Origin of the sequence: Streptomyces hirsutus (genome assembly GCF_001418415.1) — a bacterium.
In the GTDB taxonomy this organism is placed as follows: Bacteria; Actinomycetota; Actinomycetes; order Streptomycetales; family Streptomycetaceae; genus Streptomyces; species Streptomyces hirsutus.
Genome location: NZ_LIQT01000592.1, coordinates 1 through 11,778, shown reverse-complemented (window position 1 = coordinate 11,778; position 11,778 = coordinate 1). Strand labels below are relative to the sequence as shown.

General features: G+C 70.7%; 11 protein-coding genes. All 11 read right to left on the bottom strand.

Features of this window, described 5'->3' with window-relative positions; translation table 11 throughout:
• Window positions 1-278, bottom strand: a 278-nt coding sequence (locus AOK11_RS35265) for a primosomal protein N' family DNA-binding protein (RefSeq protein WP_055597727.1), incomplete at its 3' end; no start/stop codon positions are given.
• A gap of 145 nt (window positions 279-423) precedes the next feature.
• Window positions 424-1,632 (bottom strand): methionine adenosyltransferase, encoded by a 1,209-nt coding sequence (metK, locus tag AOK11_RS35260; RefSeq protein WP_055597726.1) that lies wholly within the window; start codon window positions 1,630-1,632, stop codon window positions 424-426.
• Between the two features lie 247 nt (window positions 1,633-1,879).
• Window positions 1,880-3,082 carry a bifunctional phosphopantothenoylcysteine decarboxylase/phosphopantothenate--cysteine ligase CoaBC gene (gene coaBC / locus AOK11_RS35255; protein ID WP_055597725.1) on the bottom strand — a complete coding sequence of 401 codons (1,203 nt, stop codon included), beginning with the start codon at window positions 3,080-3,082 and terminating at the stop codon, window positions 1,880-1,882.
• A gap of 201 nt (window positions 3,083-3,283) precedes the next feature.
• Entirely contained in the window at window positions 3,284-3,556 is a 273-nt protein-coding gene (gene rpoZ, locus AOK11_RS35250) for a DNA-directed RNA polymerase subunit omega (RefSeq protein ID WP_028814064.1), read from the bottom strand.
• 73 nt (window positions 3,557-3,629) lie between these two features.
• On the bottom strand, window positions 3,630-4,223 hold the full coding sequence (gene gmk / locus AOK11_RS35245) for a guanylate kinase (RefSeq protein WP_055597724.1): 594 nt from the start codon (window positions 4,221-4,223) through the stop codon (window positions 3,630-3,632).
• Between the two features lie 37 nt (window positions 4,224-4,260).
• Window positions 4,261-4,584 (bottom strand): integration host factor, encoded by a 324-nt coding sequence (locus AOK11_RS35240; protein WP_003977346.1) that lies wholly within the window; start codon window positions 4,582-4,584, stop codon window positions 4,261-4,263.
• Window positions 4,585-4,852: 268 nt separating this feature from the next.
• Window positions 4,853-5,698: an orotidine-5'-phosphate decarboxylase gene (pyrF, locus tag AOK11_RS35235; RefSeq protein ID WP_055597723.1), complete on the bottom strand. Its 846-nt coding sequence runs from the start codon at window positions 5,696-5,698 to the stop codon at window positions 4,853-4,855.
• Complete coding sequence (locus AOK11_RS35230; RefSeq protein ID WP_055597722.1) at window positions 5,695-6,801, bottom strand: quinone-dependent dihydroorotate dehydrogenase; 1,107 nt, start codon at window positions 6,799-6,801, stop codon at window positions 5,695-5,697. The genes pyrF and AOK11_RS35230 overlap by 4 nt, the downstream gene beginning before the upstream one ends.
• A gap of 75 nt (window positions 6,802-6,876) precedes the next feature.
• Complete coding sequence (gene carB / locus AOK11_RS35225) at window positions 6,877-10,200, bottom strand: carbamoyl-phosphate synthase large subunit (protein WP_055597721.1); 3,324 nt, start codon at window positions 10,198-10,200, stop codon at window positions 6,877-6,879.
• Window positions 10,193-11,335 carry a glutamine-hydrolyzing carbamoyl-phosphate synthase small subunit gene (carA, locus tag AOK11_RS35220; RefSeq protein WP_055597720.1) on the bottom strand — a complete coding sequence of 381 codons (1,143 nt, stop codon included), beginning with the start codon at window positions 11,333-11,335 and terminating at the stop codon, window positions 10,193-10,195. The genes carB and carA overlap by 8 nt, the downstream gene beginning before the upstream one ends.
• Window positions 11,332-11,778: PH-like domain-containing protein (locus tag AOK11_RS35215; RefSeq protein ID WP_055597719.1), on the bottom strand; the 447-nt coding region annotated here is incomplete at its 5' end. The genes AOK11_RS35215 and carA, both read right to left, overlap by 4 nt.

Here is an 11,778-nt window from a genome sequence, read left to right as displayed (position 1 = left end):
CCGAACCGCACCCGCACCCTGACGCCCGGCTGTGCGTCGGCGTCGAGCTCCTCGGGCACGGCGTAGTCGAAGTACCGGTCGAGGTGCAGGACGCCCTTGTCGACGAGGACGCGCGCGACCGGCAGGTGCCCGGCGAGTGCGGCACCCCGCCAGGTCCGCGGCTTGGCCCGGGGCGTGTCGGCCCTGCGCACGGTCTCCCGGATGAGCGCGAGCTGTTCGGGCGGCGCGCCCCGCGCACCACCGGCCGCCTGTCCGCTCCCGCCGTTCTCGCTGCTCACGCCTGCATTCCTACCAAACACGACTGACACACGACCGACAGCGGCCACCGCCCGCCCCGCGCCGGACGCCCCGGGGCCGCGCGCACGCCGAGGCCCGGCGCCCCCGAAGGGGCACCGGGCCTCGGCGAAAGCGCCGGAGCGCGGACTACAGCCCCGCCGCCTCGCGCAGCGCGTCCACGCGGTCGGTGCGCTCCCAGGTGAAGTCGGGCAGCTCACGGCCGAAGTGGCCGTAGGCGGCGGTCTGGGCGTAGATCGGGCGGAGCAGGTCCAGGTCCCGGATGATGGCGGCCGGCCGGAGGTCGAACACGTCCTCGATCGCCCGCTCGATCCGCTCGGTGTCGACCTTGGCGGTGCCGAAGGTCTCCACGAACAGACCGACCGGCTCGGCCTTGCCGATGGCGTACGCCACCTGGACCTCGCAGCGAGAGGCCAGGCCGGCCGCGACCACGTTCTTGGCGACCCAGCGCATCGCGTACGCCGCCGAGCGGTCCACCTTGGACGGGTCCTTGCCGGAGAAGGCGCCGCCGCCGTGCCGGGCCATGCCGCCGTACGTGTCGATGATGATCTTGCGGCCGGTGAGGCCCGCGTCGCCCATCGGGCCGCCGATCTCGAAGCGGCCGGTGGGGTTGACCAGCAGACGGTACTTCTCGGTGTCCAGCTTGATGCCCTCGTCCAGCAGCGCCCTCAGCTCCGGCTCCACGACGAACTCGCGGATGTCGGGGGCGAGCAGCGACTCGAGGTCGATGTCGGAGGCGTGCTGCGAGGAGACCACGACCGTGTCGAGGCGGACGGCCTTGTCACCGTCGTACTCGATGGTGACCTGGGTCTTCCCGTCCGGGCGCAGGTAGGGGATGGTGCCGTTCTTGCGCACCTCGGACAGGCGCTTGGACAGGCGGTGCGCGAGGAAGACCGGCAGCGGCATCAGCGTCGGCGTCTCGTCCGTCGCGTAACCGAACATCAGGCCCTGGTCACCGGCGCCCTGCCGGTCCAGCTCGTCCTCGTCGCCCTCGACCCGTGACTCGTACGCCGTGTCGACGCCCTGGGCGATGTCCGGGGACTGGGAGCCGATGGACACCGACACGCCGCAGGAGGCGCCGTCGAAGCCCTTCTTCGAGGAGTCGTAGCCGATCTCCAGGATCTTGTCGCGCACCAGCTGCGGGATCGGCGCGTAGGCCTTGGTCGTGACCTCGCCGGCCACGTGCACCAGGCCGGTGGTGATGAGGGTCTCGACTGCCACGCGGGAATGGGGGTCCTCGCGGAGCAGCGCGTCGAGAATGGTGTCGCTGATCTGGTCAGCGATCTTGTCGGGGTGACCCTCGGTCACGGACTCCGAGGTGAACAGACGACGGGACACAACGCTCCCTGTGGTTGCAGCGGCTGCTGGCTGATCATTGGCGGACGGCAGGGGCTGCACCGCACACCGTCCGTGGAACAGTTTATCGGTCGCGCTTCGTCACGGGCTCCCCTGTCTCGCCTCTCGGGAACCCCCGTGACCTGCGGCACGGGCATTCTGCCCATGCCAGGGCGTGTTGGCCAGAGCCGCCACGCCCCGGCGGCGAGGTTTGGGGATCCTCACGGATCCGGAGCCCGCCGCGGATCGTTCAGCCCAGGCGCGCGGCCACCAGGTCCCAGACCGTGTCGGCCAGGGCTTCCTTGGGGCCGTGCGCCACGGGCGTCTCGCTGCCGTCGGCGCCCAGCACCACGGCCTCGTTCTCCTCGGAGCCGAACGTCTTGCGCTCGCCGACCTCGTTGACCACGAGCAGATCGCAGCCCTTGCGCTTCAGCTTGGCGCGTCCGTTGGCGAGCACGTCGTCCGTCTCCGCGGCGAAGCCGACGACCACCTGTCCGGGGCGGGCCCGGCCGGCGGAGATCTCGGCGAGGATATCCGGGTTGCGCACCAGGGCGACGGGCTCGGGTTCCCGGCCGTCCTGCTTCTTGATCTTCCCGGCCGCGTACGCCGCGGGGCGGAAGTCGGCGACCGCGGCGGCCATGACCACCGCGTCGGCGTCGGCGGCGGCCCGGAGCACTTCCTCGCGCAGTTGTACGGCGGTCCCGACGGGGACCACGTCCACTCCCGCCGGGTCGGGCAGCGCGGCGTTGGCGGCGATCAGGGTGACCCGTGCGCCCCGCGCGGCGGCGGTCCGGGCGAGGGCGTAGCCCTGCTTGCCGGAGGAGCGGTTGCCGAGGAAGCGGACGGGGTCGAGGGGCTCCCGGGTGCCGCCGGCGCTGACCACGACGTGCCGGCCTCTCAGGTCGGGCTCGGTGACGCCCCGGGCCAGTACCCGGCGGCAGACCTCGAAGATCTCGCCCGGGTCGGGCAGCCGGCCCTTGCCGGTGTCCACGCCGGTGAGCCGGCCCACCGCCGGTTCGACGACGACGGCACCGCGCCGGCGCAGGGTCGCCACATTCTCCTGGGTGGCCGGGTGCTCCCACATCTCGGTGTGCATGGCGGGGGCGAAGACCACGGGGCAGCGGGCGGTGAGCAGGGTGTTGGTGAGGAGGTCGTCGGCCAGGCCGTGCGCCGCCTTCGCCAGCATGTCCGCGGTGGCCGGGGCGACCACGACCAGGTCGGCGTGCTGCCCGATGCGGACGTGCGGCACCTCGTGGACGTCGTCCCACACCTCGGTGGAGACCGGGTGGCCGGAGAGCGCCGACCAGGTGGCGGCGCCGACGAAGTGCAGCGCGGAGGCGGTGGGGACGACGCGGACGTCGTGCCCCGACTCCGTCAGCCGCCTGAGCAGCTCGCAGGCCTTGTACGCGGCGATGCCGCCGCTGACGCCCAGAACGACCTTCGGCTTGTCCACGTCTCTCCCGTCTCTCCCCGGAATACCGGCACCGTGCGCGCCGGGGACGGCCGCACACCCCTCATGCTCGCACCATCGCGGGAACGGCCCCGCACCCCGACCGCACCACAGGCCCGGCAGACGTGCTGCCGGGCCTGTGGAAAAGTCGGCCGAAAGTCGCTGATACGACGTTCGGAATCGTGCGACTCACTGAACTGCGACTTACTGAGCGGGGCCTTCGATGGCCTCGGAGGTCAGCAGTCCCGCGTTGATCTCGCGCAGGGCGATCGAGAGCGGCTTCTCGTGGACGTGGGTGTCGACGAGGGGACCGACGTACTCGAGGAGACCCTCGCCGAGCTGCGAGTAGTACGCGTTGATCTGGCGAGCCCGCTTGGCCGCGTAGATCACGAGGCTGTACTTCGAGTCCGTGGCCTCGAGAAGCTCGTCGATCGGCGGGTTGATGATGCCCTCGGGCGTGGAGATGGAAGAGGACACGCTCTACCTTCCGATGGATGGGAAAGAATTGGTCTGCATGATCGCTGAATGACCGTTGGGGAAACGCTGACGATCACACGACGTTCATCAAGGCTAGCAGCTCGCGGGCCACGGCCTCGACGGAGGTGTTGACCAGGGTCGTATCGAACTCCGACTCGGCCGCCAGCTCGACCTTCGCGGCCTCCAGCCGGCGCTCGACCACCTCGGGCGACTCGGTGCCCCGGCCGGTGAGCCGGCGCACCAGTTCCTCCCAGGAGGGAGGGGCGAGGAAGACCAGCTGGGCCTCGGTCATGGACTCGCGGACCTGACGGGCGCCCTGGAGGTCGATCTCCAGGAGGACGGGCAGGCCCGACTCCAGGTGCTCGAGCACCGCCGCGCGCGGTGTGCCGTAGCGGTTGCCGGCGAACTCGGCCCACTCGAGCAGTTCACCGTTGGCGATCAGCTTGTCCATCTCGTCGTCGGTGACGAAGAAGTAGTGGACCCCGTCCCGCTCACCGGGGCGCGGCTTGCGGGTCGTCGCCGACACCGAGAGCCAGACCTCGGGGTGGGCCTTGCGCATATGCGCGACGACCGTGCTCTTGCCGACCCCCGAGGGGCCGGAGAGCACGGTCAGCCGCGGACGTACGTCCGGGGGTACGGGGGTCGTCCCCCGGGGTGTTGCAGCCATGCGGCGATTATTCCAGCAATCCCGGTATGCCCGGGACTCAGGAGCCGGTACTGCCGAACTCACGCTCCAGGGAGGCGATCTGGTTCGAGCCGAGACCACGCACACGGCGGCTCTCGGAGATACCCAGTCGCTCCATGATCTGCTTGGCGCGGACCTTGCCCACGCCCGGCAGGGACTCGAGCAGGGCGGAGACCTTCATCTTGCCGATGACGTCGTTCTCCTGGCCCTGCTTGATGACCTCGTGCAGGGAGGCGCCGGAGTGCTTGAGTCGATTCTTGACCTCGGCCCGCTCCCGGCGAGCCGCGGCGGCCTTTTCGAGCGCGGCTGCGCGCTGTTCAGGGGTAAGGGGCGGAAGAGCCACGCCTACGTCACCTCGGATGTCGAAACTGTCGGATACGGACCGGTGAGGAACCTAGTCGCCCCACACCAGGGGAGCCACGAGCAACACGCTTGCCCGTTCACTCTCCGTCGGAGACTAGCGGCCAACTCCGTCTGAGTCAGCGAGAACAGCGGAAAAGTCCAGGTCAGGATCGATGATGGCGGACATTTAAGGGCATAGCGACCGGGTTTTTTTGTCGTATGCGGTTTCGGCGCGCTCCTGTTTCCCTCGTCTTTCCCTCGTCGGAGGCTCAGACCGTCGCCACGGCCGTCCTGATCTCCTCCGCGAATCGCTCCGCGGCGTCACGCAGCGCGACCACGTCGGCACCGTGACGCAACACTCCCCGGCTGACGTTCGGCACGACGTTGCGCACCGCCGGGCCGAAGACCGCCGGGAGGTCCGCCGCCGTGGCTCCCTGGGCTCCGATGCCGGGAGCGAGCAGCGGACCGTTGATGTCCAGATCGTACGACGACAGGTCGCCGAGCGTCGCGCCGACGACCGCGCCGAAGGACCCCAGGGGCGTCTCCCCCGCGTTCTCGGCGGCCAGGTGTCCGAGCATGGTCGCGCCCACGCTGCGCCCGTCGGCCCGTACCGCGTGCTGCACCTCGCCGCCCTCCGCGTTGGAGGTCAGCGCCAGGACGAACAGTCCCGTGCCGCTCTCGCGGGCCAGTGCCACCGCCGGGCTCAGCGAGCCGTAGCCGAGGTACGGGGAGACGGTCAGCGCGTCCGAGAACAGCGGGGAGTCCGGGTGCAGGAAGGACTCGGCGTAGGCGGCCATGGTGGAGCCGATGTCGCCGCGCTTGGCGTCCATGACGACCAGCGCGCCGGCCTCCCGCGCCTGAGCGACCGACGCCTCCAGCACCGCGATGCCGCGCGAGCCGAAGCGCTCGAAGAACGCGCTCTGCGGCTTGAGCACGGCGACCCGGTCCGCGACCGCCTCGACGACCGTGCGGCTGAACCGCTCCAGGCCGGCCACGTCGTCGTTCAAGCCCCACTCGGCGAGCAGGGCGGCGTGCGGGTCGATGCCGACGCACAGCGGGCCGCGCGTGTCCATGGCCCGGCGCAGGCGCGCGCCGAAGGGTTCCGGTCCACTCATGCCGTTGTCCTCACCTCGGCGCCCACCGCGTCGGCGAGCGTGGCGTACGGGCTGGTGCGCAGGCGCGCGGCGAGCCCCTTGTGGAGGGTGCGGGCCCAGAAGGGGCCCTCGTAGACGAACGCGCTGTAGCCCTGGACCAGCGTGGCGCCGGCCAGGATGCGCTGCCAGGCGTCCTCGGCGTTCTCGATGCCGCCGACGCCGACCAGGGTGATCCGGTCGCCCACGCGGGCGTACAGGCGGCGCAGTACCTGAAGGGAGCGTGCCTTCAGGGGCGCGCCGGACAGGCCGCCGGTCTCCTGGACGGCGGCGGGGCCGGACCGCAGGCCGAGCCCCGCGCGCGCGATGGTGGTGTTCGTGGCGATGATCCCGTCCAGACCGAGCTCCACGGCCAGGTCGGCGACCGCGTCGACGTCCTCGTCGGCGAGGTCCGGGGCGATCTTCACCAGCAGCGGTACCCGGCGGGCGGGGGCGGCGCGGTCGGCGGCCTCGCGGACGGCGGTGAGGAGCGGGCGCAGATGGTCGACGGCCTGGAGGTCGCGCAGGCCGGGGGTGTTCGGCGAGGAGACGTTGACCACCAGGTAGTCGGCGTACGGCGCCAGCCGCTCGGCGGACTTCACGTAGTCGCCGACGGCCTCGGCCTCGGGTACGGCCTTGGTCTTGCCGATGTTGACGCCGACGACCGTCCTGAAGACGGGCGTGCGGGAGGCCAGGCGGGCGGCGACGGCCAGCGAGCCCTCGTTGTTGAAGCCCATGCGGTTGATCAGTGCGCGGTCCGCCACCAGCCGGAACAGCCGCTTCTTCGGGTTGCCGGGCTGCGGCTCACCGGTCACCGTGCCGATCTCGACGTGGTCGAAGCCGAGCATCGCCATGCCGTCGACACCGACGGCGTTCTTGTCGAAGCCGGCCGCGAGCCCGAAGGGACTGTGCAGGCGCAGGCCGAGGGCCTCGGTGCGCAGTTCCCTGTGGCGGGGCGCGAGCACGGCGGCGACGAAGGTGCGCAGGCCGGGGACGCGCGCGACGAGACGGATCCAGCGGAAGGCGAGGTGATGGGCCCGCTCCGGATCCATCCGCCGGAACACCAGATGGAAGAAGTACTTGTACATGCCTGTGTCCTCGTGAAGGGCCTGAAAAGCCTCATGAAGAGGGGGACACCGTTTCCGGTGTCCCCCTCGGGGCCGTCAGTCGCGGGCCGCTGTCAGGTGCTGCGCGTGTTCCTGGAGCGAGCGGACGCCGACCTCGCCGCGGTTGAGGGCGTCGATGCCCTGGACCGCGGCGGCGAGCGCCTGGACCGTCGTCAGGCACGGCACGGACCGCGCCACGGCGGCCGTACGGATGTCGTAGCCGTCGAGGCGTCCGCCGGTGCCGTACGGCGTGTTGACGATGAGGTCGACCTCGCCGTCGTGGATCAGCTGGACGATGGTCTTCTCGCCGTTCGGGCCGGTGCCCTCGGACTGCTTGCGCACGACGGTGGCGTTGATGCCGTTGCGCTTGAGGACCTCGGCGGTGCCGGAGGTGGCGAGGAGGTCGAAGCCGTGGGCGACGAGCTCGCGCGCGGGGAAGATCATCGAGCGCTTGTCGCGGTTGGCGACCGAGATGAAGGCGCGGCCCTTGGTGGGCAGCGGCCCGTAGGCGCCCGCCTGCGACTTGGCGTACGCGGTGCCGAAGGCGGAGTCGATGCCCATGACCTCGCCGGTGGAACGCATCTCCGGGCCCAGGACCGTGTCGACGCCGCGGCCGTGGATGTCGCGGAAGCGCGACCACGGCAGCACGGCCTCCTTGACGGAGATCGGCGCGTCGAGCGGGAGGTCGCCGCCGTCGCCCCGGGCCGGGAGCAGGCCCTCCTCGCGGAGCCCGGCGACGGTCGCGCCGAGCGAGATCCGGGCTGCCGCCTTCGCCAGCGGCACCGCGGTCGCCTTCGAGGTGAAGGGGACCGTGCGCGAGGCGCGCGGGTTGGCCTCCAGGACGTAGAGGATGTCGCCGGACAACGCGAACTGGATGTTGATCAGACCGCGCACCCCGACGCCGCGCGCGATGGCCTCCGTGGAGGCGCGCAGCCGCTTGATGTCGTAGCCGCCCAGGGTGATCGGGGGCAGGGCGCACGCCGAGTCGCCGGAGTGGATACCGGCCTCCTCGATGTGCTCCATGACGCCGCCGAGGTAGAGCTCCTCGCCGTCGTAGAGCGCGTCGACGTCGATCTCGAGGGCGTCGTCGAGGAACCGGTCGACCAGCACCGGCCGGGAGGGGCTGATCTCGGTCGATTCGGCGATGTAGGACTCGAGGCGGGTCTCGTCGTAGACGATCTCCATGCCGCGGCCGCCGAGCACGTAGGACGGGCGGACGAGGACGGGGTAGCCGATCTCGTCTGCGATGGCCCTGGCCTCGGTGAAGGTGGTGGCGGTGCCGTGCTTGGGGGCCGGCAGGCCGGCCTCCTGGAGGACCTGGCCGAAGGCGCCCCGGTCCTCGGCCGCGTGGATGGCCTCGGGGGGCGTGCCGACGATCGGTACGCCGTTGTCCTTGAGTGCCTGGGCAAGGCCCAGCGGGGTCTGGCCGCCGAGCTGGACGATCACGCCCGCGACCGGGCCGGCCTGCTGCTCCGCGTGGACGATCTCCAGGACGTCCTCCAGGGTGAGCGGCTCGAAGTACAGCCGGTCGGAGGTGTCGTAGTCGGTGGAGACGGTCTCCGGGTTGCAGTTGACCATCACGGTCTCGTACCCGCCGGGAGGAGTGGGCGCAGTGCTCAGCGCGAAGGAGGCGTGGACGCAGGAGTAGTCGAACTCGATGCCCTGGCCGATGCGGTTCGGGCCGGAGCCCAGGATGATCACCGCGGGCTTCTCGCGCGGGGCGACCTCGGTCTCCTCGTCGTAGGAGGAGTAGAAGTACGGCGTGTTCGCGGCGAACTCGGCGGCACAGGTGTCGACGGTCTTGTAGACCGGGCGGATGCCGAGGGCGTGCCGCACCTCGCGGACGACGTCCTCGCGCAGGCCGCGGATCTCGGCGACCTGCTGGTCGGAGAAGCCGTGCCGCTTGGCCTCGGCGAGCAGGTCGGCGGTCAGTTCGGGCGCGGCGGCCAGGTCGTCGGCGATCTCCTTGATGAGGAAGAGCTGGTCGACGAACCAGGGGTCGATCTTCGTCGCGTCGAAGACCTCCTGGGGGGTGGCGCCCGCGCGGATGGCCTGCATGACGGCGTTGATCCGGCCGTCGGTCGGGCGGACGGCCTCGCGCAGGAGTTCGGCCTTGTCGCCGGGCTCGCCGACGAAGGTGAAGTGGCTGCCCTTCTTCTCCAGCGAGCGCAGCGCCTTCTGGAGCGCCTCGGTGAAGTTGCGGCCGATGGCCATGGCCTCGCCGACCGACTTCATGGTGGTGGTGAGGGTGGAGTCGGCGCTCGGGAACTTCTCGAAGGCGAACCGCGGGGCCTTGACGACCACGTAGTCGAGGGTCGGCTCGAAGGAGGCCGGGGTCACCCGCGTGATGTCGTTCGGGATCTCGTCGAGGGTGTAGCCGATGGCGAGCTTGGCGGCGATCTTGGCGATGGGGAAACCGGTCGCCTTGGAGGCCAGCGCCGAGGACCGTGACACGCGCGGGTTCATCTCGATGACGATCACCCGGCCGTCCTCCGGGTTCACCGCGAACTGGATGTTGCAGCCGCCGGTGTCGACACCGACCTCGCGGATGACGGCGATGCCGATGTCGCGCAGGGTCTGGTACTCACGGTCGGTCAGCGTCATCGCGGGCGCGACGGTGATGGAGTCGCCGGTGTGCACGCCCATGGGGTCGAAGTTCTCGATGGAGCAGACGACGACCACGTTGTCGTGCTTGTCGCGCATCAGCTCCAGCTCGTACTCCTTCCAGCCGAGGATGGACTCCTCGAGGAGCACCTCGGTGGTCGGCGAGAGGGTGAGGCCCTGTCCGGCGATGCGGCGCAGCTCGTCCTCGTCGTGGGCGAAGCCGGAGCCGGCGCCGCCCATGGTGAAGGAGGGGCGGACCACGACCGGGTAGCCGCCGAGCTCGTCGACGCCGGCCACGACCTCGTCCATGGTGTGGCAGATGACCGAGCGGGCGGACTCGCCGTGCCCGGTCTTCCGGCGGACCTCCTCCACGACGTCCTTGAACAGTTCGCGGTCCTCGCCCTTGTTGATGGCCTCCACGTTGGCGCCGATCAGCTCGACGCCGTACTTCTCCAGGACGCCGTTCTCGTGCAGGGAGATCGCGGTGTTGAGGGCCGTCTGGCCGCCCAGGGTGGGCAGCAGGGCGTCCGGCCGCTCCTTGGCGATGATCTTCTCGACGAACTCGGGGGTGATGGGCTCGACGTAGGTGGCGTCGGCGATCTCCGGGTCGGTCATGATCGTCGCCGGGTTGGAGTTGACCAGGATCACCCGCAGGCCCTCGGTCTTCAGGACCCGGCACGCCTGGGTGCCGGAGTAGTCGAACTCGGCGGCCTGGCCGATGACGATCGGGCCGGAGCCGATGACCAGGACGGACTGGATATCGGTGCGCTTAGGCACGCTGGCCCTCCATCAGGGAAACGAAGCGGTCGAACAGGTAGGCGGCGTCGTGCGGGCCCGCTGCCGCTTCCGGGTGGTACTGGACACTGAAGGCCGGCCGGTCGAGCAGCCGGAGCCCTTCCACCACGTTGTCGTTGAGGCAGACGTGGGACACCTCGGCGCGGCCGAACGGGGTGTCGGAGACCTGGTCGAGGGGGGCGTCCACGGCGAATCCGTGGTTGTGCGAGGTGATCTCGACCTTGCCGGTCGTGCGGTCCTGGACCGGCTGGTTGATGCCGCGGTGGCCGTACTTGAGCTTGTAGGTGCCGAAGCCGAGGGCGCGGCCGAGGATCTGGTTGCCGAAGCAGATGCCGAACAGCGGGGTGCCGCGCTCCAGGACGGCCCGCATCACGGAGACGGGGTGGTCGGCGGTGGCGGGGTCGCCGGGTCCGTTGGAGAAGAACACGCCGTCGGGTTCGACGGCGTAGACGTCGTCCACGGTGGCGTTCGCGGGCAGCACGTGCACCTCGATGCCGCGCTGGGCCATGCGCTGCGCGGTCATGCCCTTGATGCCGAGGTCGACGGCAGCGACCGTGAACTTCTTCTCGCCGACCGCCGGTACGACGTAGGGCTCGCTGGTGGCGACCTCGGCTGCGAGGTCGGCGCCCTTCATCGGGGGGACTTCCTGGACGCGGGCCAGCAGCGTGGCGTCGTCCGGCACGGTGGCGCCGCTGAAGATGCCGACGCGCATGGCGCCCCGCTCGCGCAGGTGGCGGGTGAGCGCGCGGGTGTCGATGCCGCTGATGCCGACGACTCCCTGGGCGGCGAGTTCCTCGTCCAGGGGGCGGCGGGAGCGCCAGTTGGACGGCACGCGCGCGGGGTCGCGCACGACGTAGCCGGCGACCCAGATCCGCTGGGACTCGGGGTCGTCGTCGTTGACGCCGGTGTTGCCGACGTGCGGGGCCGTCATGACCACGACCTGGCGGTGGTAGGACGGGTCGGTGAGGGTCTCCTGGTAGCCGGTCATGCCGGTGGAGAACACGGCTTCGCCGAAGGTCTCCCCCACTGCCCCGTAGGCCCGGCCGCGGAAGATCCGGCCGTCCTCCAGGACGAGTACGGCGGGAGTCCTGGCGGCTCCCCTGGTGGAGGTCGTCATCGTGCGCCTTCCGTTTCCGTCTTGTTGATCATGTCGTTCAGGGTCTCGACCCATGTGGTGTGCTCGGCGGCGTGGTCGGAGCGGAAGCCGGAGTCGATCAGCTTGTCTCCGTGCGCCCAGGTCACGACGAGGAGACCGCCCTCGGTGAGGACCTTGCCGGCGATGCCCTTGTCGAGCCGGGCCTCGCGCAGCGCGGCGACGGGGACGAAGAAATCGCTCGCGCCGGGGCGTACGACGTCCAGTCCCGCGTCCGTCAGGGTGAGCTCGGCCCGGCTACGGGTGCCCAGACCGCGGGCCACGATGCGGTCCAGCCACTGCCCGGCGGTGGTGGAGCCGTGGTAGCGGCCGCTCATCGTCAGTTTCGCCGCACCCGGTGAATCCGGCATTCCAGGCAGCGGCGGCTCGCCGCCTCGGTCGAGGGTGGTGGTGGGAGACGGGCGGGT